A 21,165-nucleotide genomic window follows, 5' to 3' on the forward strand; every position below is an offset into this window, starting at 1 on the left:
GACTTAGATAACCTCCGGTGCCAGCGAGATGATCTTCATGAACTTCTTGTCGCGAAGCTCGCGGCCGACGGGGCCGAAGATACGGGTACCACGGGGGTCACCGTCGGTCTTCAAGATCACTGCGGCGTTCTCGTCGAACTTGATGTACGAACCGTCGGGACGACGGGTCTGCTTCTTCACGCGAACGATGACGGCCTTGACCACATCGCCCTTCTTGACGTTTCCGCCGGGGATCGCGTCTTTGACGGTGGCGACGATGACGTCACCGAGACCGGCGTACCGGCGGCCTGAGCCACCGAGAACGCGGATCGTGAGGAGCTCCTTGGCGCCGGTGTTATCGGCGACCTTGACTCTGGATTCCTGCTGCAGCATTTTCTACTCTTCCTTAGGCGAAGTAAGCGCGAGGCCTACTTGGCCTTCTCGAGGATCTCGACCAGGCGCCAGCGCTTGGTGGCGCTGAGGGGACGGGTCTCGCTGATGAGGACGAGGTCGCCGATGCCGGCGGAGTTCGCCTCGTCGTGGACCTTGACCTTGGACGTGCGGCGGATGACCTTGCCGTACAGGGGGTGCTTCACGCGGTCTTCGACCTCGACGACGATGGTCTTCTCCATCTTGTCGCTCGTGACGTATCCACGACGTGACTTGCGGTAGCCGCGAACGACTGCCTTGGTCTCGTCGGCCGGCGTTGCAGCCGCCTCGTTAACCTTTGCCATTACTTGGCCTCCTCAGCCTCAGCGGCCGGGGCGTCCGCCGGAGCGGCCGCATCCTTCTTGGCCTTGCTTTTCTTTTCTGCCTTGGGAGCCACGGCAACCGGAGCGGGCGTGGCACGGATGCCCAGCTCACGCTCACGGATGATCGTGTAGATGCGCGAGATGTCGCGCTTCACGGCGCGCAGGCGTCCGTGGCTCTCGAGCTGGCCGGTAGCCGACTGGAAGCGAAGGTTGAACAGCTCTTCCTTCGCCTTCCGCAGCTCTTCGACCAGGCGGGCGTCTTCGAATGTGTCGAGCTCGACAGGGGCGAGCTCCTTGGAACCGATCGCCATTATGCGTCGCCCTCCTCGCGCTTGATGATGCGTGCCTTGAGTGGCAGCTTGTGGATGGCCCGGGTGAGGGCTTCGCGTGCGATCGTGTCGCTGACGCCGCTGAGCTCGAAGAGCACGCGACCCGGCTTGACGTTCGCAATCCACCACTCGGGTGAACCCTTACCGGAACCCATGCGGGTTTCGGCGGGCTTCTTGGTGAGCGGGCGGTCGGGGTAGATGTTGATCCACACCTTTCCGCCGCGCTTGATGTGACGCGTCATGGCGATACGAGCGGACTCGATCTGGCGGTTCGTCACATATGCAGGAGTAAGGGCCTGGATGCCGTACTCGCCGAAGCTCACCGTCGTGCCGCCGGTGGCGTGGCCACTGCGTCCGGGGTGGTGCTGCTTACGGTGCTTGACTCTGCGTGGAATCAACATGGTTATGCCTCAACTCCTGCTGCAACGGGAGCCTCTGCCTTGGGGGCGGAGGCGCCAGCGCCTGAATTCGTGCCGGCAGCTCCACGACGGGGACGGTCGCCATCGCGGCGGTCGTCACGACGGTCGGGGCGCGTCGACTTCTGGTTGGCCTGCTCGCGGGCAAGCTCCTTGTTGGTGATGTCACCCTTGTAGATCCAGACCTTCACGCCGATGCGGCCGAAGGTGGTCTTGGCCTCGTAGAAGCCGTAATCGATGTTCGCGCGAAGCGTGTGCAGCGGCACGCGACCCTCGCGGTAGAACTCCGAACGGCTCATCTCGGCGCCGCCGAGACGGCCGGAGACCTGGATACGAACACCCTTGACCGACGCGGTGCGCTGAGCGCCCTGCATTCCCTTGCGCATGGCACGGCGGAACGCGACGCGAGCGGTGAGCTGCTCCGCGATTCCCTGGGCCACGAGCTGGGCTTCGGCCTCGGGGTTCTTGACCTCGAGGATGTTGAGCTGGATCTGCTTGCCCGTGAGCTTCTCGAGGTCGGTGCGGATGCGCTCGGCCTCGGCGCCACGACGACCGATCACGATGCCCGGACGGGCGGTGTGAATGTCGACGCGAACGCGGTCACGGGTGCGCTCGATCTCGATGCGGGCGACGCCGGCACGGTCGAGCGAGGTGCTGAGCAGCCTGCGGATCTTGACGTCTTCTGCCACGAAGTCCGCGTAGCGCTGTCCCGGCTTCGTCGAGTCGGAGAACCAACGCGACACGTGGTCGGTGGTGATACCGAGACGGAAGCCGTACGGGTTAACTTTCTGTCCCATTACTTCTTACCTGCCTTCTTCGTGGACGGTGCCACTGCTGCCTCGTCGGGCGTGTTCAGCACGACCGTGATGTGGCTCGTGCGCTTCAGAATCTGGAACGCGCGACCCTGTGCACGGGGCTGGAAACGCTTGAGGGTGGTTCCCTCATCGACGAACGCAGCCGAGACGAACAGGTCCTGCTCGTCGAGGTAGCTGTTCGACGCGTCGGCCTTGACCCGAGCGTTCGCCATGGCGGACGCGACGAGCTTGTAGACCGGGTCGGACGCACCCTGCGGGGCGAACTTCAGGATCGCCAGAGCTTCGACTGCCTGCTTGCCGCGGATCATGTTGACGACGCGACGAGCCTTCATGGGGGTGACGCGGATGTGTCGCACACGTGCGATTGACTCCACCATTTCTCTCCTCCTTTCGCCACCGCGTTAGCGGCGACGGCCCTTCTTGTCGTCCTTCACGTGACCACGGAAGGTGCGGGTGGGAGCAAACTCGCCGAGTTTGTGCCCAACCATGGTTTCGGTGACGAACACCGGGATGTGCTTACGACCGTCGTGGACGGCGATCGTGTGGCCGAGGAACGCGGGGATGATCATCGATCGGCGCGACCAGGTCTTGATGACGTTCTTGGAACCGGCTTCGTTCTGAGTGACAACCTTGCGATACAGGTGGTCGTCAACGAAGGGGCCCTTCTTGAGACTGCGTGGCATCTTCTACAACTCCTACTTACGCTTCTTGCCGACGGTACGGCGACGAACGATGAGCTTGTCGCTTTCCTTGTTGATGTGCCGGGTGCGGCCTTCCTTCTGGCCCCAGGGGCTCACAGGATGACGTCCACCGGAGGTCTTTCCCTCACCACCACCGTGCGGGTGGTCGACCGGGTTCATGGCGACACCACGCACGGTCGGGCGAACGCCCTTCCAACGCATGCGGCCGGCCTTTCCCCAGTTGATGTTCGACTGCTCGGCGTTGCCGACCTCGCCGATCGTTGCACGGCAACGGGCGTCGACGTTGCGGATCTCACCGCTGGGAAGACGAAGCTGCGCATAGGGACCGTCTTTTGCGACGAGACGAACCGATGCTCCGGCGGAGCGGGCCATCTTGGCGCCACCGCCCGGCTTCAGCTCGATCGCGTGGATGACGGTACCGGTGGGGATGTTCTTGAGCGGCAGGTTGTTGCCGGGCTTGATGTCGGCAGACGCTCCCGACTCGACGATGTCACCCTGCGACAGCTTGTTCGGAGCCAGGATGTAGCGCTTGGTTCCGTCGAGGTAGTGCAGCAGAGCGATGCGCGCCGTGCGGTTGGGGTCGTACTCGATGTGAGCGACCTTGGCGTTGACGCCGTCTTTGTCGTTGCGACGGAAGTCGATGACACGGTACTGGCGCTTGTGGCCACCACCGATGTGACGCGTCGTGATGCGACCTGCGTTGTTACGTCCACCGGTCTTCGAGAGCGGACGCAGCAGCGACTTCTCGGGCGTCGACCGGGTGATCTCCGCGAAGTCGGCGACGGACGAACCGCGACGACCCGGGGTGGTGGGCTTGTACTTGCGAATAGCCATTTCTATATCCCTCTGGCCCTAGCCGACAGCGGTGAAGATGTCGATGGTGCCGGACTTGAGCGTGACGATGGCGCGCTTGGTGTCTTTGCGCTTGCCGATGCCGAACTTGGTGCGACGGGTCTTGCCGACACGGTTGAGCGTGTTGATCGACGCGACCTCGACCTTGAAGATCTTCTCGATAGCGAGCTTGATCTCGGTCTTGTTCGAACGGGGGTCGACGATGAACGTGTACTTGCCCTCGTCGATCAGGCCGTAGCTCTTCTCGGAGACGACCGGCGACAGGATGATGTCGCGCGGATCCTTGTTGAATGCAGCGTTGCTCATGTCTAGACCTCTTCCTGAGCAGTGTTCTTCGACTTGGCTGCGACGAACGCGTCGAACGAAGCCTTGGTGAAGATGATGTCGTCGGAGACGAGCACGTCGTATGCGTTCAGCTGGTCGGCCGGCAGCACGTGCACGGTCGGGAGGTTGCGAACGCTCTTCAAGCTCAGAACATCGTCGCGCTCGAGCACGATCAGAACGTGCTTCGAGGTCGCGACCTGGCTGAGCAGCTCGAGAACACCCTTGGTCGAGGGCACATCGCCCTGAGCAAGCGACTCGACGACGTGAACGCGTCCACCGCGTGCGCGGTCGGACAGCGAACCGAGCAGAGCTGCGGCGATCATCTTCTTGGGGGTGCGCTGGTCGTAGCTGCGCGGGGTCGGTCCGTGGACGATGCCACCACCGGTCATCTGAGGAGCGCGGATCGAGCCCTGACGAGCGCGACCGGTTCCCTTCTGCTTGAACGGCTTGCGACCGGCACCGGAAACCTCACCACGACGCTTGGTCTTGTGAGTTCCCTGGCGGGCGGCGGCGAGCTGAGCGACGACGACCTGGTGGATGAGCGGGACATTGGTCTGGACGTCGAACAGCTCGGCGGGAAGGTCGACGGTGCCGGCCTTCTTGCCCGTGACGTCGACGACGTCAACCGTGGTAGTTGCGGTAGCCATGAACTAGGCCCCCTTCACTGCGGTACGAACGAAAACGAGACGGCCACGCGCTCCGGGAACGGCACCCTTGATGAGGATGACGTTCTTCTCGGCGTCGATGGAGTGCACGGCGAGGTTGAGCACGGTGACGCGCTCTCCACCCATGCGACCAGCCATCCGCATGCCCTTGAAGACACGCGACGGGGTCGAGGATGCGCCGATGGAGCCGGGCTTGCGGTGGTTGCGGTGCGCACCGTGCGAGGCGTTGTCGCCTCGGAAGTTGTGACGCTTCATGACACCGGCGAAACCCTTGCCCTTGGAAGTGCCGACGACGTCGACCTTCTTGCCGGCTTCGAAGACTGCGTCGACGGTGAGCTCCTGGCCCACCGTGTAGTCAGCCGCGTCGGCGGTGCGGATCTCGGTGATGTGACGACGGGGCGTGACACCGGCGGCGTCGAAGTGACCCGTGGCAGGCTTGTTCACCTTGCGGGGGTCGATCTGGCCCGCGGCGATCTGAACGGCCACGTAGCCGTCGCGCTCGACGGTGCGGATCTGAGTGACCACGTTCGGCGTGATCTCGACGACCGTGACGGGGATGAGACGGTTGTTCTCGTCCCAGACCTGGGTCATGCCGAGCTTCTTGCCGAGGAGACCCTTGCTGGTCTTGGTGGCGGCTGCTTGTGTAGGCGTAGACATAGTGTTCAGTCCCCCGCTTAGAGCTTGATCTCGATGTTGACGTCAGCCGGCAGGTCGAGACGCATGAGCGAGTCGACGGCCTTGGGCGTGGGATCGATGATGTCGATCAGACGCTTGTGCGTGCGCATTTCGAAGTGCTCGCGGCTGTCCTTGTACTTGTGGGGCGAACGGATCACTGCGATCACGTTCTTCTCGGTCGGCAGCGGCACCGGACCGACGACGGTTGCACCCGCGCGGGTCACCGTGTCGACGATCTTGCGCGCCGAGGAGTCGATGACCTCGTGGTCGTACGACTTAAGTCGAATGCGGATCTTCTGTCCCGCCATGTGTGACTCACTCTCTTGTCTTGCGTCTTACCGCCTGTGGGCAGCATTGGACGCGCTTGCTTGCCCGGGCCTTCCAGCCCGTGCTCGATACGCCCGCAGTCGGTCGCACCACTGTTCTTCTGTCAATGTCCTCTCGGACTCAACCCGTCTCGCCTCGCGCGCAGGACATGCCTGAACACCGAAGAAATAGGATTGAAGTGTGTTCTGCTGCCCGCGGCCCAGCTCTCAACCTCGGATCACGGGGACCCAGTGGGCTAGCTGTGCACTGCCTGGCAGTGATTCCGCGCACGCGAGGTGACACGAAAATGTTGAACTAGACGAGTTTGCCACACCCGAGGGGCATCGTGCAACCCGGGCGTGTCGCGTTGGGCGTGTCGCGCCGTTCCCCGGAGACACGCGGCGAAACGGTCATTCGAAGAGGAGTGCTCTCAGTTCCGATTCCGCCGACCCCAGTCGGCGGGGGTCGATCGTCGTTCCCTCGATGTAGTGATCGACGACCCTCGGGTCGACGTAGCTCTTTTTCGCGATGGATGGCGTGTTCCCGAGCACCTCGGCCGCGTCGCGCATCGCCTGAACGAGTGCCCTCGTCCGCGCCGTGCTGCGCTGTTCCGGTCCGTGCTTGGCGAGGCTGATCGCAGCCGCCACGGTGCCGTGAAGAGTACGGAAATCCTTTGCCGTGAACTTCCCTCCGGTCTTCTGTCTCACGTAGTCGTTGATCTCGTCCGCAGCGATCGGATGCCAGTTGCCGGCTCCCGCACGCCAGGCCAGCAGTCGCGCACGCGGGCCCCGATGCTTCAGCGCCCTGACGACCGCTGCGAGATCGCTATCGGTGATGTCGCTCTCCCAAGCCTGCCCGCTTTTCGCGGGGAAGGCGAGATGCACGGTGTCTCCGCTGACTCGGGCGTGCGCACCCAGAAGAGTCGACAGCCCGTGGCTGCCATTCGACTCGGCGTATCGCTCGCTGCCGACGCGTAATGATCCGGTGTCGAGCATGCGGAAAGCCGCGGCCAGCGCCCGCTCCTTCGTGGGCTCGCCGCTCCGAAGGTCGATGGTGACGGCCCGCCGAGCGGAAGGCAGCGACTCGGCCAGGGCGAGGGCACGGTCGAATTTGATGCGGTCTTTCTGTTCGCGCCACGTCGGGTGGTAGATGTACTGACGCCGACCCGCAGTGTCGATTCCCGTGGCCTGGATGTGGCCGTTCGCGTAGGGGGCGATCCAGACGTCGGTCCAGGCGGGCGGTATAGCGAGTTTCTCGATGCGCTCTCTCAACTCCGTGTCCGCCACGACCGTGCCGTCGTGGTTGCGGTACGAGAATCCCCGTCCAGCACGAACTCTGTGCAGGCCCGCGCCCGCCGAGTTGCTTCGCCTCAGCCTCACCATCACCCCATTGTGAATCCCCCGGGGCCGGCCACACGCATCCGGCCCCGGGGCTTGACAGACGAGGCGCCTACTCGGTGCCGACGGCCTTGTCGGCTGCCGCCCGCGCGCCCTCGACCTGCTCGTCGAACTTCTCCCCCGTGACCTTGTTGACGGCCCCGGCGACGCCGTCGAGCAGCTTGTCGCTGAGATCTTCGGCTTTCTCGCTCTTCAGTGCTTCCTGCACCTTGTTGTCGCCCAGGAATTCCTGCGCCTTCTTGGTGATGTCTTCGAGTCCCACGATTCTCCCTTGATCGGGCCTCGTATGCGAGGCGGTCCCCTCATTCTGCTCCCACGCATCAGAACAAGTCGAGGGTCTTCCGCGCTGCCTCACCGAGAGCGCGACCGTATGAAGGCCCATGACCGGCCGCGTGCACCGCGAGCGGATGAAGCTGATGCATCGCGACCCGTTCACGCCATCCGCCGCCCAGGGCGAACTCGTCGTCGTATGACTCGAGCACGACGTCGAGATAAGCCACACCGAAGAGGTCCAGCATGGCCAGGTCGGTCTCCCGGTGTCCGCCGTGCGCGGCCGGATCGATGAGCACCACCCCGTCGTTCGTCCAGACCACGTTGCCGTTCCAGAGATCGCCGTGGATGCGCCGCGCGGGTTCTCCGTCATCGGCCGCACCCGACTCCAACAGCTCGCAGACGGACATCGCGTCCGCCGCGTCCGGCCCTTCGATCGATCCCACCGCGAGTGCGATATCGAGATACGGCCGGACCCTCTGTTGCGCGTAGAACCTGCCCCACGACGGGTCGGGGCGGCACTCCATCGGCCGCGACCCGATGAAGTTCGGGCCGTTCCAGCCTGCCGGCGGCGACCCGAACGCGTCGGCTCCCGTTCTGTGCGTGACCGCCAGCGCACGACCGAAGTCGGCAGCGGCATCCGGTGTCGGGCGGCCCGACACGAGTTGCTCGAGCTCGATCGAATGGCGGCCCACCGCCTCGACGCGCACGATCCTGGCCCCGCCGAGCTCATGGGACTCCGCGAGCCAGGCCAGACCGGCAGCCTCCGCCTCGAAGAACGCCCCGGGCGCATGAAGGTTGGTCTTGACGAAAGTCATGCTTCATTGTGCGGCTTTAACCAGGAGCAGGGCCCCACCCGAAGGTGAGGCCCTGCTCGTGTACTACTGGTGAAGAATCGACTACTTGGTGATCTTCGTGACGGTACCGGCACCGACGGTGCGGCCACCCTCACGGATCGCGAAGCCGAGGCCCTCTTCCATGGCGATGGGCTGGATCAGCTCGACGCTGATGTCAGTCGTGTCGCCGGGCATGACCATCTCGGTGCCCTCGGGGAGGGTGATGACGCCGGTCACGTCCGTGGTGCGGAAGTAGAACTGCGGGCGGTAGTTCGTGTAGAACGGGTTGTGACGGCCACCCTCATCCTTGGACAGGATGTAGGCGGTTCCATCGAAACCGGTGTGCGGCGTGACCGAACCCGGCTTGACGATGACCTGGCCGCGCTCGACGTCTTCGCGCTTCGTGCCGCGGAGCAGCAGTCCACAGTTCTCGCCGGCCCATGCCTCGTCGAGCTGCTTGTGGAACATCTCGATACCCGTGACCGTGGTCTTGACGGTCGGGCGGATGCCGACGATCTCGACCTCGGAGTTGATGGCGAGGGTTCCGCGCTCGGCGCGACCGGTGACGACCGTTCCACGACCGGTGATCGTGAAGACGTCCTCAACGGGCATCAGGAAGGGCTTGTCCTTGTCGCGGACGGGCTCCGGGATGGAGTCGTCGACGGCCTGCATGAGCTCGAGGATCGCGTCGACCCACTTCTCGTCGCCCTCGAGAGCCTTGAGGCCCGAGACGCGAACGACGGGAGCGTTGTCGCCATCGAAGTCCTGGCTCGAGAGCAGCTCGCGAACCTCGAGCTCGACGAGCTCCAGGATCTCCTCGTCGTCGACCATGTCGGACTTGTTGAGTGCGACCAGCAGGTAGGGAACGCCGACCTGCTTGGCGAGCAGAACGTGCTCACGGGTCTGAGCCATCGGGCCGTCGGTAGCGGCGACCACGAGGATCGCGCCGTCCATCTGAGCAGCACCGGTGATCATGTTCTTGATGTAGTCAGCGTGACCCGGGGCGTCGACGTGCGCGTAGTGGCGCTTCTCGGTCTCGTACTCGACGTGCGAGATGTTGATCGTGATACCGCGCTGGCGCTCCTCGGGAGCGGAGTCGATCGACGCGAAGTCGCGCTGAACGTTGGTCTTGGACGGGAACTTGTCGGCAAGGACCTTGGAGATCGCTGCAGTCAGCGTGGTCTTTCCGTGGTCGACGTGACCGATCGTTCCGATGTTTACGTGCGGCTTGGTCCGCTCGAACTTGGCCTTGGCCACTGGGTCCTCCTCAGGACTCTCTTGCTCCGCATCCGGACAAAAAGCTACCGGGTGAAGAGCGGGGGTGTTTGTGTATTGATGTTACGCGCTCCGGTGCTCGCAACAATATTGAGCACCGGAACACGATACAGGACTATTCGCCCTTGTTTTTGTTGATGATCTCTTCGGCGACAGCCTTGGGGACCTCGGCGTAGCTGTCGAAAGTCATCGAGTACACCGCGCGGCCCGAGGTCTTCGACCTCAGGTCACCGATGTAGCCGAACATCTCCGAAAGCGGAACATGGGCACGGATGACCTTGATACCGGTCGCGTCCTCCATGGACTGGATCTGGCCACGGCGCGAGTTGATATCGCCGATGACGTCACCCATGTATTCCTCAGGGGTGCGCACCTCGACGGCCATCAACGGCTCAAGGATGACCGGGTCCGCCTTGCGGGCGGCTTCCTTGAACGCCATGGAACCAGCGATCTTGAACGCCATCTCCGAGGAGTCGACGTCGTGGAACTGACCATCGAGCAGGGCAGCCCGGACACCCACCATGGGGTAGCCGGCGAGAACGCCGACCTGGAGGGCATCCTGGATTCCCGCGTCGACCGAAGGGATGTACTCGCGCGGAACGCGACCACCGGTGACCTTGTTCTCGAACTCGTAGATCTTCTCCGCGGTCACCTCCATGGGCTCGATCGAAATCTGCACCTTGGCGAACTGACCCGAACCACCGGTCTGCTTCTTGTGGGTGTAGTCGTGCTTCGGAACCACGCGACGGATCGTCTCGCGGTACGCGACCTGCGGCTTGCCCACGTTGGCCTCGACGTTGAACTCGCGACGCATGCGGTCGACCAGGATGTCGAGGTGAAGCTCACCCATACCCTTGATGACCGTCTGGCCCGTGTCCTGGTTCTGCTCGGTGCGGAACGTCGGGTCTTCCTCAGCGAGCTTCTGGATGGCGACACCCAGCTTCTCCTGGTCGGCCTTCGTCTTCGGCTCGATCGCGACCTCGATGACCGGCTCCGGGAACGTCATCGACTCGAGAACGACCTGGTCGTTCGAATCGCTGAGCGTGTCTCCCGTTGTCGTGCCCTTCAGGCCGATGACAGCGTAGATGTGACCTGCGGTCACGCTGTCGACGGGGATCTCCTTGTTGGCGTGCATCTGGAAGATCTTGCCGATGCGCTCCTTCTTGCTCTTGGTCGAGTTCGTGACCTGTCCACCGGAGTCGAGACGACCCGAGTAGACGCGGATGAACGTCAGACGACCGAAGAAGGGGTGAACGGCGACCTTGAACGCGAGGGCGGCGAAAGGCTCCGAGGCGTCGGGGTGACGCTCGACCTTCACCTCCTCGTCGCGGGGGTCCGTTCCCACGGTGGCGGGAACGTCGAGCGGGCTGGGCAGGTAGTCGACGACCGCATCGAGCATCGGCTGAACGCCACGGTTCTTGAAGGCGGAGCCACAGAGAACCGGGTAGATCTCGCTGGCGACCGTCAGCTTGCGGATACCAGCCTTGATCTCGGCGACCGTCAGCTCTTCGCCGGCAAAGAACTTCTCGAGCAGAGCGTCGTCGGTCTCGGCGACGGTCTCGAGGAGCAGCTGGCGGTACTCGTCAGCCTTCTCCTTGAGGTCGTCCGGGATCTCCTGGACTTCGTACTTGGCTCCCATGGTGACGTCACCCTTGGAGTCGGAAGGCCAGACGAGCGCGCGCATCTCGACGAGGTCGACGACACCCACGAATCCGTTCTCGGCTCCGATGGGCAGCTGGATGACCAGCGGCTTCGCTCCGAGCTTGTTGATGATGGTGTCGACCGTGAAGTAGAAGTCGGCTCCGAGCTTGTCCATCTTGTTGATGAAGCAGATGCGGGGGACTTCGTACTTGTCGGCCTGGCGCCAGACGGTCTCCGACTGGGGCTCGACGCCCTCTTTACCGTCGAAGACAGCGACGGCACCGTCGAGGACGCGGAGCGAACGCTCCACCTCGACCGTGAAGTCGACGTGACCCGGGGTGTCGATGATGTTGATCTGGTTCTTGTCCCAGAAGCAGGTGACGGCAGCAGAGGTGATCGTGATGCCACGCTCCTGCTCCTGCTCCATCCAGTCCGTCGTCGATGCGCCGTCGTGGGTCTCACCGATCTTGTGGTTGACACCCGTGTAGAACAGGATGCGCTCGGTGGTGGTGGTCTTGCCGGCATCGATGTGAGCCATGATGCCGATGTTGCGGACCTTGTTCAGGTCGGTGAGCACGTCCTGTGCCACAGATTGCCTCCGGTTGTTTACTAAGGGGTTTGTCGAACGATGGCGGCACCGATCGAGGGGCCGGTTCGCGGGGCGAACCGGCCTCTCGACCAGCACACGCGATTACCAGCGGTAGTGAGCGAATGCCTTGTTCGACTCGGCCATCTTGTGGGTGTCTTCGCGGCGCTTGACCGCGGCACCCAGGCCGTTCGACGCGTCGAGGATCTCGTTGGTGAGACGCTCGGTCATCGTCTTCTCGCGACGGCTCTTCGCGTAGCTCGTGAGCCAGCGGAGTGCGAGAGTGTTGGCACGGTGAGGCTTGACCTCGACCGGAACCTGGTAGGTCGATCCGCCGACGCGGCGCGACTTGACCTCAAGAGTGGGGCGCACGTTGTCGAGCGCCTTCTTCAGGGTGACGACGGCGTCTGCGCCGTTCTTGGCCGCGACGCCTTCGAGTGCGTCGTAGACGATGCGCTCGGCGAGGCCCTTCTTGCCATCAAGAAGGATCTTGTTGACGAGCTGGCTGACGATCGGTGCGCCGTAGACGGGGTCTGCGACGACGGGGCGCTTGGGTGCTGGTCCCTTACGAGGCATTACTTCTTCTCCATCTTCGCGCCGTAACGGCTGCGAGCCTGCTTGCGGCCCTTGACGGCCTGGGTGTCCAGTGCGCCACGGACGATCTTGTAACGCACACCGGGCAGGTCCTTCACACGACCGCCACGCACGAGCACCATCGAGTGCTCCTGCAGGTTGTGGCCCTCACCGGGAATGTACGCGGTGACCTCGGTGCCGTTGGACAGCTTGACGCGGGCGACCTTGCGAAGAGCCGAGTTGGGCTTCTTGGGCGTGGTCGTGTAGACGCGGGTGCAGACGCCGCGCTGCTGCGGGTTGGCCTTCAGAGCCGGCGTCTTGGTCTTGGTGACCTTCGGAGTTCGGCCCTTGCGGACCAACTGCTGAATGGTTGGCACTACTTCTCCTATTTTCTACTGCACGGTGACAGCTTGCTTTCGCGTAGCAATCGGCGGCGCCCGCGTGCGGGATTCGACCGATGTTCTTGTGGACCCGCCGACTGCACACGCGAGCGTCTGCAGAGATTGTGATGGTGGGTATGCCGTGGGGGCCTGCCCCAGAGAGGGGCTGCCCTTGTCTTGCATCAGACTGGTCTGTCGCAAGAATCTCGTCCCGGACGAATCCGAGTTGAAAAGTGGGCGTGCAAGAATGCACACACCCGGCAATATTAGCCCGAACCGGGGCTTCGGTCAAGCGAGCCAGACCGCTAGAACGGGAGCACCGACGAGGAGAACGTGATCGCTCCGTCGGCGACCGAGACGGTGCCTGCGGGCCGGTAATTCGGCAGGCTCGTGCCCGACGGGCCGGAGCGACCGGCGCTGTCGACGGAGTCCGCGAGCACGTCGAGCGTTCCTGCCGTCGCGGTCGAGACGACCCAGCCGCTGCCGACCCAGTCGCCGATGGAGTAGGTGGGCCTGACCGTGAGAGTCCAGCGGATATTCGAATAGCTGACTCCGTCCTGTGCTCGCGCCTCGAACCCGCAGCCGGTGGGCGCGAGACTCTGTTGCGCCACGCATCCGTCGACGTAGGCGTCGACAGCGGCCTGGGCGGCGGAGGTTCCGGCCTCGGTGAGCGTCGTGGTGACGGCCGCCGTCGCGATGCTTCCCGCCGCATCGTCGGAGAGGCCGACGACGTTGGCCGTTGCCGGCGCGGCATCGAACAGATCGCTGTCATCGACGACCGAGACCTCGTAGTCGCCGGGAAAGGCCCGGAGGCTCGACTCGTCGGCGTCGCCCTCGAGGGCGTTGTCGTCGACCTGCACGGCAAGACCAGACGGCCCCTGGACCTGCACGTCCACCACGCCGAGCGGCAGGGGCTGCAGCTGCCATGTGTCGAAGACGACGAACGTCTTTCCCGCCTTCGCCAGTTCGAACTCCTGGGTATAGCTCGTTCCGCCCTGGGTGATCTTGGCCGTGACCGTGGAGGTCTCCCCGATCGTCTTGGGCTTGCCCACGCTGAAGTCGGTGATGTGGTTGGTCGACGCGTTGTAGGCCTCGTCGGTGAGTAGACCCGATGGCTTCTCCCCCATCGCCTGGAGTGCCGACTCCGCTCGGCCGTCAACCAGATCCTGCAGGAACGCCTTCACCTGAGTGTCCGGTGCAACGCTCGACGAGATGGAGGAGCCGGCCACGGCGAGGCCGACGCCGCCGAGAATGACGACGGCGGCGCCGATGGAGAGGCCGATGATCAGACCCTTGCGCGATCTGGGTGCTCGCGGCTGGGGCTGGGGCTGAAACTGCGGTTGCTGGGGCTGCTGAAACTGGGGCTGCTGGAACTGCGGCCCGCCCAGATATCCCTGCGCCGACGCGGCGGATGGCACCGGGGGAACCGGGGGAACGGGAGCGGACGACGCGGGAGGAACGGGCGGCACCGGGGGTACGGACGATGCGCCCTGCGGCACAGGGGGAAGGCTGTTGTCAGACATCGGCGGCTCCTCGCTTCGAATCCCGGATTCCCATCCAAGCAGAGATCGCCGTGGGGCAGGCCGCCTACCCGGTAGCGGCCGGCCCGTTCACTCGCCCTCTTTCTCCCAGGGCCAGGACGCCCTGCCCTGCCCGGCGCCGAGAATCGCCAGACCGACGGCCGACACGAACGCGGCCCCGATCACCACGATCGTGTACGCCGTGGGTGCCTGGGCCGCGATGACCAAGAGGAGGGCCGTCATCCGGCCTGTCGCCACGAACTGGAGGATTCCCAGGGCAGCGAGTTGCACGGCGACCGCCCCCAGCGCGAGAACGGCGGCTGATCCGAGCACAGCGCCCAGCCCCCTCCCGCTCACCGTCGACCAGCTCGGCGAGGCGAGGGCGATCATGACGGCAATGGCACTGACCGCCACGGACACCGGCACCACGATCGGTCCCACCTCGGGATCGACCACGACATCTGTCTCGCCCAGAAGGCTGACGAATCCCCAGCCCGCGACGACGAGGGCGACGTAGAGCGCGGTCGCGAAGACCGACCGTCCGTAGCGGAGACCTCGACTCGGCACAGCGTCTACCAGGCTGGTGAACCCTGAGGCGCCGTGGCGGGCGCCTCGGCCATCGTCTTGTCGTAATCCTCACGTGCGGCCTGATTGCGCTCCTTGACCTTGCGGCCCCTGGAGGAGACCCAGGCCCCTGTCCACACGGAGACCTCTCGCGCGACGATCGCCGCGACGATCGGCAGCGGGTCCATCAGAAGCGAGCGCAGGAACTCTCCGAGGGCTTCCTGGCTCATCGTCCAGCCCTGCACGGCGAGGTAGGCGCCGACGATGGAGCCCGCGTAGACGACGGCGGCCACGACGAAGCCGCCGATGATGTAGGCCCACCAGCCTGCTCGGTTGAGGATCAGCACGAGGAGGATGAACGCGATGGCGAAGAAGAGCACCGGAACGATGAAGGCGAAGTTGACGAGGAACCGCGTCAGCGTCGACACCGCGTTCTCGACCGCGGGATTGAAGGCGAAGAACAGCGACGCCACGGCCGCGTACACGACGGCGAAGGCCACCGTTCCCAACAGCGCGATGACGGTGCCGAAGAGCCGGTTGCCACGGCGGGCGGGCTGCGCGGGGCGGGCCACGTAGACCGGCGTCGGTGCCTGCGAGTAGATCTCTCCACCCGGGATGCCCGAGGCCGGAGCCGGAGGAGCGGTCGGGGCTGCAGTCTCGTTCTGCTGGGCGAGCGGCGCGCCCGTGGTGTGAGGGTTCATCGGCGGAACGGTGGTGCGGACGACATAGGGGTTGGCTTCTTCCGCCTCACGATTCTCGGCCGGGCTCGTCCAGCCCGTCGACTCGCGCGCACCCTGCTCTCGCTCGCCGCCGGGGCGCACGACCACGGGCTCGAGGGTGCCCGGCTCGACGCTCGAGGGTTCGGCTACGACGAACTCCCGGGCGGATTCGGTCGGCGGCTCGGCCTGATGCTCTCGCCGGCGCTCGGGGCCGTCCGGGGAAAGCTGGTCGCGGTCGGGATCGTTGTCGGTGCTCATAAGGCCATCCTGCCTCCCGGCATGCCGGTTCGCCAGGAGGCGCGGCGCGTAGCTTCTGCGCGAACGAACGTGCAGCAGGCCCGTGTCAGCGCACGGTGAACGACTGACGCCCGAGGCGTACGACGGCTCCGACCTCCACCCGATTCCGCTCACCGGGCCGGAGGGCGACAGGCGACCCGCCGGGCTGCACGATCACCGTGCCGTTGCCGGAGTCGAGGTCCTCGATCCACAGGCCGAGAGCGTCGATCTCGAAACGGGCGTGCACCTTGGAGACCGAACGCGCCGGGTCGTCGATGCTCACCAGCTGAAGCGCGCCGTCGGCTCCCCCGTCGCGCGGAGCCCGTCCGATGACTCCCGTACCCGCGATCGTGACGAGCCGTCCGGAGGTGAACTCCAGAACGAACGACGCCGGATGCTTTGCTGGCGCCGATTCGTCCCGCGCGTCAACCGGCCACGGTTCGACGTAGGGGATCCGGGGTGACCGGGCATTCCAGAGTCCGGCGTCGGCGCTGTGCGGGAACGGAGGCAGTGCCGACTCACCCACGCCGGCCTCCCGCTCGAACGGCTGATCGCGACGGCGTCGACAGCGATCGGAGGCGTACGGCTGCCCGGATACGTTGCCACAGCGTGAACTCCCGTGCCCACGCGGCCCTCAGGGTGACCAGGTCGGACCAGTACTGGTCTGCCTCGCGCGCGTCGAGCCGTTCATCCGCGAACACGGCCGCGTCGGCCCGCCTCGCGAGCGTCTCCAGGTCGACCCCGTCGACCACGCGCGAAGCCTCGAGCCGGGTCGCCGACGCCGGCACGTCGTACCCGTAATCGAGACCGGCATCGACGAGCTCCTGCCATCCCCCGGCGATGCGGGATGCGGCATCCGGCTGTCGTCTCCGCCGTCTCCGCCGCACCGCTTTGGTTCCGGCTATCAGAATCGCCGGCGCGCATACGACCAGCAGAGCCAGCGCGACGACACCGACGACGCGCACGATACCGAGCAGCACAGGCCAGAACGCATCAGGGTCGTCGGCCTTCTTCTCGTCGGCCTCCGGCCTGTTGGGCTCGACGGGAGTGTCGTCGGCGGCAGGGGGCGGCGGGATGACCACCTGCGGCCTCGAGACCTGCTGCTTCGTGTCCGGAAGTTTCTCGGGTATCGGCCGGTCCTCGGGCGTCGGATCGATCGCGACCCACCCGTAGCCGGCGAGATCCACCTCGACCCAGGCCGACACATCCGACCCCGTCACCGTGGTGCTGCCGGCCTGGGGCGCGAAGCCCAGAACGACCCGAGACGGAAAACCGATCTCGTGCGCCATCAGCGCGACAGTGGCGGCGTACTGCTCGGCGTCGCCCAGCATCAAGGGCGCGGTCAAGAGCTCGGCGATGCGATCGGCCCCGTGGCCGGAGCGGCTGTACGGCCTGCCGTCGTCTGCTCCGTGGCTGATGTACCCGGATGCTTTGATCGCCTCGACGACGGCCGCCAGCTTCTCGCCGGGAGCGTCGAGTCCCTGCGTGTCAGCGGCGACCGCGGTCGCGACCGCGTCGGGCACATTCGTCGGCTGCGGCACGGATGCGTCGCCCGGCTGAGCCGCTCGGAGCTCGTCGTCGTCGGGAACCGAGGGAACGATCGCGTCGACGGTGTAGCTGTCGCCCTCGCGGACTCCGCCCAGCACAGCCGCCGTGTTCGACGTGCGGTTGTAGTAGAACGCATCGGTCAGTTGCGACGCGCGAGCCCCGTCGAACGACACCCGTTCCACGGCGCCCGTCGTCGGAAGCCATACCCCCCGGTACCCCGACACGACGACCCGAGCCGAGACGGGCATCCCCGCCTCGCTCGTTCTGTCGATCGTCGATGGCACCCGGGCGAAGAAGCCGGATGCGCTGTCGTTCGCTGCGTCGCCGACGCTGTAGACGACGCCGTTGTACGTGTCGAGGGCCGCGAGTCGGATGCGCGCGCCGTCGGGGAGCCCCTCCACGTCGAAGAGCGACTCACCCACCGCGTCTGAGCTCCAATAGGAACGGAATCCGCTCAGCGGGCTGGCGTAGTCACGGGGATCGAAGGGCCGCTCGACCGCGGTCCGCACGACGTTGCGAGCCCCCTGAGGCGCGAGCGCTCCGGCGCCGGATACTCCGGCAGCGACGGCCACGGAGAGTACGACAACCGCCGCGATCACTGGGCGCACCAATCCCCGTCGATCGGACACCGGCTCGGGCGAGCGGGCATCCGGTTCTGTCTGGTCTGCCAGCAACGCGATCGCCCGTCGTCGAGCCCGCCGCGCCCGCCAGGTCATCCAGGTGATCGCCACGACGAGAAACGTGACCGCCGGGGCGAAGGGCGACCAGGCGACCGCGGGACCGAGTGCGAGGCCCGTGACGGCGACGGCGATCGGAATGAGCACCGCGACACCGCCGCGGCGCATTCGCAGGACGAGCGACAGCCCCAGGACGGTTCCGCCCAGGAGTAGCACGAGCGCGGGCGCGAGCAGGGACTGGTAGCTCGAGACAGGGAGGTCGACCGTGACGAGCTGTTTCCACCCGAGTGCCGTTCCCGTCACGAGGTCACGCAGGCCGTCGAAGCTCGGCAGCAGACCGAAGATGGCCCGGCCGGGAACGGCCAGGGCCACGCCGGAGACCAGGAACACGGCGATGGATACGCCGAAAACGACGTAGCCCGGCCAGCGCAGGAGCGCCCCCGCCCAGGCCGCCGCCGCACCGAGAACGAACGCCGCTGCGGCCAAGACGATGAGCCGCGGCGTCTGGTAGATGGGCCACAGGGTCGACGCAGCAACGGCCATCAGCGCCACGAAGAACACGGTGTCGGCCGCTGCGGATCGTAATTCGACGGCGCGTGCCCGTCTCACGAGGCCGCCCTCGCGAGAGCCTTCTGCACGTCGTCGAGATACCCGACGGTGAGAACACGGAGCTCGCCGACCCGACGCAGGCTGGGAACGATCCCCGGGTTGCAGACGATGGCGAGCACCTCGACTCCGGGAGGGAAGGCGGCCGAGGCGGTGCGCAGCTGCGCCGCCGTCGCCTCCGATCCGCAGACGAGGATGGCGACCGACGCCCCGGAGACGGATTCCGCGCTCCCCCGCGCGAGGGCCACGAGCCCCGACGCCAACGGGCTGTGGTCGATGCGCGCGAGATCGTCGAGCAGCCGTGCCCGGCTGAGCGAGCTCAGCCGCTTCGGAGCGGTCACGACCCTCCGGGCGAACTCGGGGGTCTCCTCGCTGGCGAGAACCGACACGTCGCGTGCGTCGCGGATCGCGCGGATTCCGATCGAGCCTGCCACGCTCACCGCGAGCTCGAACTCCTCTTCGGAGTGGTAGTCGGCGCTGGCCAGGGACAGCGCGATCACCAGGTGACTGCGCCGCGTCTCCTCGAATTGGCGCACCATGAGCTGGCCGGTCCTGGCCGTGCTCTTCCAGTGGATGTGGCGACGATCGTCACCCGGCGCGTATTCGCGGAGGGCGTGGAACGACACGTCCGAATCGGTGAGATCGCGCGTGGGATTGCCCTCGAGATCGCGGATGAGCCCCGTGCTGGTGGCGGGAATCGGAATGGTGAGGGGATGCACGAACAGGTCGAGGTGCGAGGTCCACACGTATTCCCGGCGGAGGAGGCCGACGGGATCCGCCCTGACCGTTCTCACGGGCCCGATTCGCACGACCCCTCGCCGCGAGGTGGGCACGGAGAAGTCCCTGCTCGTGCTGCCCCCTCGCAAGATGCCGCCGAGGTAGAACTCGGCCAGGCCGCGGCCGACAGGAACCTCCGACTTGGCGGGCGGCAGGCGAAAGCGGCTCGGATTGCGCACCGTCAGAGTCGCTCTCGCCGCATCGCCGACGACGACGCGGTCTCGGTCGATCGAGAGTCCGATGTCGTACGAGTTGCGGCCGAGGAGAAAGAAGACCCCGACAACGAGCAGCGCGAACCCGGTGAACGCGACGGCGACGAGTTCGATCCAGCCGAGAAGATAGCCGAAGACGGCGCCGATCACGACGGCGGCCGCGACCGATAGGCCGAGACCGGTCACCGTGGCGGAGACCCAGCGCCACGCGCGCTCGATCGACGCACGGACGGTACGCAACACGCGGCGCAGCCGAACACGCGCGGTCAGATGGATCTCATTGTCGTCGGCGCCCGACGCACGTGTCCTGGTGTAGGCGTGCGTTCCGGTCAGGCCGGTGAGATCGCGTTGCGTCTCGGTCGCTCCGGATGCCGCCTGCTCGCGCGAACGGCGCGCGGCTCGGCGGCCGAACGCCGTTCTCTTCGCGCGCACCGCGCGCCTCGGGCGCTCCGGCGCGCCAGGACCGTCGGCCCCGGCCGTGCGCCGCGCTTCGTCGCTCACCCCGCCTGCGCCCTGTCGGTGGGCGGCGGGGTCTCGAGCAGGATCTGACCGATGACGCTGGCCGCCGTGACGCCGTCGAACTCGGCCTCGGGATCGAGGACCAGCCGATGGGCCAGGACGTTCTCCGCGAGGATCTTCACATCATCCGGCGTCACGAAATGCCGCCCCTCGGCGGCCGCCCAGGTCTTCGAGGCGCGCACGAGCGCCACCGCGCCGCGCACGCTGGCGCCGAGACGCACCTCGACGGCGCTCCTCGTCGCATCCACGATGTCGGCGACATAGTCGAGCACCGCGTGACCGACGTGCACGGTGCGGGCGAGATCGGCCATCTCGACGATATTGGCGCTCGTGACCACGGCGGGAATGGTGCTGTCGTGAGTGCGCGTGGCCGCGCCCTCGAGGATCGCGATGGTCGACGATCGGTCGGGGTATCCGAGCGAGGCCTTCATCATGAATCGGTCGAGCTGGGCCTCCGGCAGTCGGTAGGTTCCCGCCTGCTCGATGGGGTTCTGTGTCGCCACAACCATGAAGGGGCGGCCCACCCCGTGCGTGGCGCCGTCGATCGTCACGCGGCCCTCCTCCATGACCTCGAGCAGAGCGGACTGGGTCTTCGGGCTCGCCCGGTTGATCTCGTCGGCCAGAACGATCGATGCGAAGATCGGCCCCCGGTGGAACTCGAAGACGCCCTGCTTCTGGTCGTAGATGCTCATGCCGGTGACGTCGCCCGGCAGCAGATCGGGGGTGAACTGGATGCGGCTCGATGTGCCCTGCACGGTCTGCGCCATGGCGCGAGCCAACGACGTCTTTCCCGTGCCCGGCGAGTCTTCGAGCAGCAGGTGACCCTCGCTCAACAGGGTGGCGAAGGCCAGCTTCACGACGTGGGTCTTGCCGAAGACGACGCGCTCGACGTTCGTGACGAGCCGGCCGAACACATCGGCGAACCAGACGGCCTGCTCACGGTTCATGGTCATGGTCGTACTCCTGATGTCATGG

26 protein-coding genes are annotated in these 21,165 nt (G+C 65.8%); all 26 read right to left on the bottom strand.

The features are described 5' to 3' along the window. Positions 1 to 3: 3 nt before the first annotated feature. Entirely contained in the window at positions 4 to 372 is a 369-nt protein-coding gene (gene rplN / locus ASE64_RS07025; RefSeq protein WP_044440021.1) for a 50S ribosomal protein L14, read from the bottom strand. 35 nt (positions 373 to 407) lie between these two features. Beyond that, positions 408 to 713 carry a 30S ribosomal protein S17 gene (gene rpsQ, locus ASE64_RS07030; RefSeq protein WP_055778097.1) on the bottom strand — a complete coding sequence of 102 codons (306 nt, stop codon included), beginning with the start codon at positions 711 to 713 and terminating at the stop codon, positions 408 to 410. Beyond that, the gene (gene rpmC, locus ASE64_RS07035) at positions 713 to 1,042 is read right to left on the bottom strand and encodes a 50S ribosomal protein L29 (RefSeq protein WP_055778099.1); all 330 of its coding nucleotides are present in this window, start codon (positions 1,040 to 1,042) and stop codon (positions 713 to 715) included. Before rpmC ends, rpsQ begins: the two co-directional genes overlap by 1 nt. Then, a complete protein-coding gene (rplP, locus tag ASE64_RS07040; protein ID WP_044440018.1) occupies positions 1,042 to 1,461 on the bottom strand; it encodes a 50S ribosomal protein L16 in 420 nt (139 codons plus the stop codon). Before rplP ends, rpmC begins: the two co-directional genes overlap by 1 nt. 2 nt (positions 1,462 to 1,463) lie before the next feature. After that, entirely contained in the window at positions 1,464 to 2,273 is an 810-nt protein-coding gene (rpsC, locus tag ASE64_RS07045; protein WP_044440017.1) for a 30S ribosomal protein S3, read from the bottom strand. Further along, positions 2,273 to 2,668 carry a 50S ribosomal protein L22 gene (gene rplV / locus ASE64_RS07050; RefSeq protein WP_055778102.1) on the bottom strand — a complete coding sequence of 132 codons (396 nt, stop codon included), beginning with the start codon at positions 2,666 to 2,668 and terminating at the stop codon, positions 2,273 to 2,275. Before rplV ends, rpsC begins: the two co-directional genes overlap by 1 nt. A 24-nt stretch (positions 2,669 to 2,692) precedes the next feature. Continuing rightward, positions 2,693 to 2,974: a 30S ribosomal protein S19 gene (gene rpsS / locus ASE64_RS07055; protein WP_044440015.1), complete on the bottom strand. Its 282-nt coding sequence runs from the start codon at positions 2,972 to 2,974 to the stop codon at positions 2,693 to 2,695. A gap of 12 nt (positions 2,975 to 2,986) precedes the next feature. Next, entirely contained in the window at positions 2,987 to 3,826 is an 840-nt protein-coding gene (gene rplB, locus ASE64_RS07060) for a 50S ribosomal protein L2 (RefSeq protein WP_055778105.1), read from the bottom strand. 18 nt (positions 3,827 to 3,844) lie between these two features. Next, positions 3,845 to 4,150, bottom strand: coding sequence for a 50S ribosomal protein L23 (gene rplW, locus ASE64_RS07065; protein WP_044440011.1), 306 nt, complete (start codon positions 4,148 to 4,150; stop codon positions 3,845 to 3,847). 2 nt (positions 4,151 to 4,152) lie between these two features. Further along, entirely contained in the window at positions 4,153 to 4,815 is a 663-nt protein-coding gene (gene rplD, locus ASE64_RS07070; RefSeq protein WP_055778108.1) for a 50S ribosomal protein L4, read from the bottom strand. A gap of 3 nt (positions 4,816 to 4,818) precedes the next feature. Beyond that, entirely contained in the window at positions 4,819 to 5,490 is a 672-nt protein-coding gene (rplC, locus tag ASE64_RS07075; RefSeq protein ID WP_044440007.1) for a 50S ribosomal protein L3, read from the bottom strand. 17 nt (positions 5,491 to 5,507) lie between these two features. After that, positions 5,508 to 5,816: a 30S ribosomal protein S10 gene (gene rpsJ, locus ASE64_RS07080; protein ID WP_018171443.1), complete on the bottom strand. Its 309-nt coding sequence runs from the start codon at positions 5,814 to 5,816 to the stop codon at positions 5,508 to 5,510. Positions 5,817 to 6,224: 408 nt separating this feature from the next. Next, complete coding sequence (locus ASE64_RS07085; RefSeq protein WP_082465972.1) at positions 6,225 to 7,196, bottom strand: DNA topoisomerase IB; 972 nt, start codon at positions 7,194 to 7,196, stop codon at positions 6,225 to 6,227. A 67-nt stretch (positions 7,197 to 7,263) separates the two neighbouring features. Further along, positions 7,264 to 7,473: an Rv0909 family putative TA system antitoxin gene (locus ASE64_RS07090; protein ID WP_326939243.1), complete on the bottom strand. Its 210-nt coding sequence runs from the start codon at positions 7,471 to 7,473 to the stop codon at positions 7,264 to 7,266. Positions 7,474 to 7,531: 58 nt separating this feature from the next. After that, on the bottom strand, positions 7,532 to 8,299 hold the full coding sequence (locus tag ASE64_RS07095) for a fructosamine kinase family protein (protein WP_055778110.1): 768 nt from the start codon (positions 8,297 to 8,299) through the stop codon (positions 7,532 to 7,534). Between the two features lie 81 nt (positions 8,300 to 8,380). Next, a complete protein-coding gene (gene tuf / locus ASE64_RS07100) occupies positions 8,381 to 9,574 on the bottom strand; it encodes an elongation factor Tu (protein WP_044440003.1) in 1,194 nt (397 codons plus the stop codon). A gap of 133 nt (positions 9,575 to 9,707) precedes the next feature. Then, a complete protein-coding gene (fusA, locus tag ASE64_RS07105) occupies positions 9,708 to 11,822 on the bottom strand; it encodes an elongation factor G (RefSeq protein ID WP_055778113.1) in 2,115 nt (704 codons plus the stop codon). Between the two features lie 102 nt (positions 11,823 to 11,924). Next, entirely contained in the window at positions 11,925 to 12,395 is a 471-nt protein-coding gene (rpsG, locus tag ASE64_RS07110; protein ID WP_044440000.1) for a 30S ribosomal protein S7, read from the bottom strand. Beyond that, entirely contained in the window at positions 12,395 to 12,769 is a 375-nt protein-coding gene (rpsL, locus tag ASE64_RS07115) for a 30S ribosomal protein S12 (protein ID WP_044439998.1), read from the bottom strand. The genes rpsG and rpsL overlap by 1 nt, the downstream gene beginning before the upstream one ends. Before the next feature lie 308 nt (positions 12,770 to 13,077). Continuing rightward, positions 13,078 to 14,295, bottom strand: coding sequence for a hypothetical protein (locus tag ASE64_RS07120; RefSeq protein ID WP_055778116.1), 1,218 nt, complete (start codon positions 14,293 to 14,295; stop codon positions 13,078 to 13,080). An 87-nt stretch (positions 14,296 to 14,382) separates the two neighbouring features. Then, positions 14,383 to 14,859: a hypothetical protein gene (locus tag ASE64_RS07125; RefSeq protein ID WP_055778119.1), complete on the bottom strand. Its 477-nt coding sequence runs from the start codon at positions 14,857 to 14,859 to the stop codon at positions 14,383 to 14,385. 5 nt (positions 14,860 to 14,864) lie between these two features. Then, the gene (locus ASE64_RS07130) at positions 14,865 to 15,833 is read right to left on the bottom strand and encodes a hypothetical protein (RefSeq protein ID WP_055778122.1); all 969 of its coding nucleotides are present in this window, start codon (positions 15,831 to 15,833) and stop codon (positions 14,865 to 14,867) included. 85 nt (positions 15,834 to 15,918) lie between these two features. Further along, positions 15,919 to 16,377: an FHA domain-containing protein gene (locus tag ASE64_RS07135; protein WP_055778125.1), complete on the bottom strand. Its 459-nt coding sequence runs from the start codon at positions 16,375 to 16,377 to the stop codon at positions 15,919 to 15,921. Then, complete coding sequence (locus ASE64_RS07140) at positions 16,370 to 18,685, bottom strand: transglutaminase-like domain-containing protein (RefSeq protein WP_156351689.1); 2,316 nt, start codon at positions 18,683 to 18,685, stop codon at positions 16,370 to 16,372. Before ASE64_RS07140 ends, ASE64_RS07135 begins: the two co-directional genes overlap by 8 nt. Continuing rightward, a complete protein-coding gene (locus ASE64_RS07145) occupies positions 18,682 to 20,172 on the bottom strand; it encodes a DUF58 domain-containing protein (RefSeq protein ID WP_156351690.1) in 1,491 nt (496 codons plus the stop codon). Before ASE64_RS07145 ends, ASE64_RS07140 begins: the two co-directional genes overlap by 4 nt. Next, a complete protein-coding gene (locus ASE64_RS07150; RefSeq protein WP_055778131.1) occupies positions 20,169 to 21,143 on the bottom strand; it encodes an AAA family ATPase in 975 nt (324 codons plus the stop codon). Before ASE64_RS07150 ends, ASE64_RS07145 begins: the two co-directional genes overlap by 4 nt. Between the last annotated feature and the right edge of the window lie 22 nt (positions 21,144 to 21,165).

Origin of the sequence: Agreia sp. Leaf210 (assembly GCF_001421485.1) — a bacterium.
Taxonomy (GTDB): Bacteria; Actinomycetota; Actinomycetes; order Actinomycetales; family Microbacteriaceae; genus Agreia.

Coding starts and splice junctions, on each gene's coding strand:
- ASE64_RS07120 (WP_055778116.1), bottom strand. CDS start 14,295: ATGTCTGACAACAGCCTTCCCCCTGTGCCGCAGGGCGCATCGTCCGTA.
- rpmC (WP_055778099.1), bottom strand. CDS start 1,042: ATGGCGATCGGTTCCAAGGAGCTCGCCCCTGTCGAGCTCGACACATTC.
- ASE64_RS07150 (WP_055778131.1), bottom strand. CDS start 21,143: ATGACCATGAACCGTGAGCAGGCCGTCTGGTTCGCCGATGTGTTCGGC.
- ASE64_RS07085 (WP_082465972.1), bottom strand. CDS start 7,196: ATGGTGAGGCTGAGGCGAAGCAACTCGGCGGGCGCGGGCCTGCACAGA.
- rplC (WP_044440007.1), bottom strand. CDS start 5,490: ATGTCTACGCCTACACAAGCAGCCGCCACCAAGACCAGCAAGGGTCTC.
- rplW (WP_044440011.1), bottom strand. CDS start 4,150: ATGAGCAACGCTGCATTCAACAAGGATCCGCGCGACATCATCCTGTCG.
- rpsC (WP_044440017.1), bottom strand. CDS start 2,273: ATGGGACAGAAAGTTAACCCGTACGGCTTCCGTCTCGGTATCACCACC.
- ASE64_RS07095 (WP_055778110.1), bottom strand. CDS start 8,299: ATGACTTTCGTCAAGACCAACCTTCATGCGCCCGGGGCGTTCTTCGAG.
- rplV (WP_055778102.1), bottom strand. CDS start 2,668: ATGGTGGAGTCAATCGCACGTGTGCGACACATCCGCGTCACCCCCATG.
- ASE64_RS07130 (WP_055778122.1), bottom strand. CDS start 15,833: ATGAGCACCGACAACGATCCCGACCGCGACCAGCTTTCCCCGGACGGC.
- rplD (WP_055778108.1), bottom strand. CDS start 4,815: ATGGCTACCGCAACTACCACGGTTGACGTCGTCGACGTCACGGGCAAG.
- rpsQ (WP_055778097.1), bottom strand. CDS start 713: ATGGCAAAGGTTAACGAGGCGGCTGCAACGCCGGCCGACGAGACCAAG.
- rpsG (WP_044440000.1), bottom strand. CDS start 12,395: ATGCCTCGTAAGGGACCAGCACCCAAGCGCCCCGTCGTCGCAGACCCC.
- rplN (WP_044440021.1), bottom strand. CDS start 372: ATGCTGCAGCAGGAATCCAGAGTCAAGGTCGCCGATAACACCGGCGCC.
- rplP (WP_044440018.1), bottom strand. CDS start 1,461: ATGTTGATTCCACGCAGAGTCAAGCACCGTAAGCAGCACCACCCCGGA.
- rpsS (WP_044440015.1), bottom strand. CDS start 2,974: ATGCCACGCAGTCTCAAGAAGGGCCCCTTCGTTGACGACCACCTGTAT.
- rpsJ (WP_018171443.1), bottom strand. CDS start 5,816: ATGGCGGGACAGAAGATCCGCATTCGACTTAAGTCGTACGACCACGAG.
- rplB (WP_055778105.1), bottom strand. CDS start 3,826: ATGGCTATTCGCAAGTACAAGCCCACCACCCCGGGTCGTCGCGGTTCG.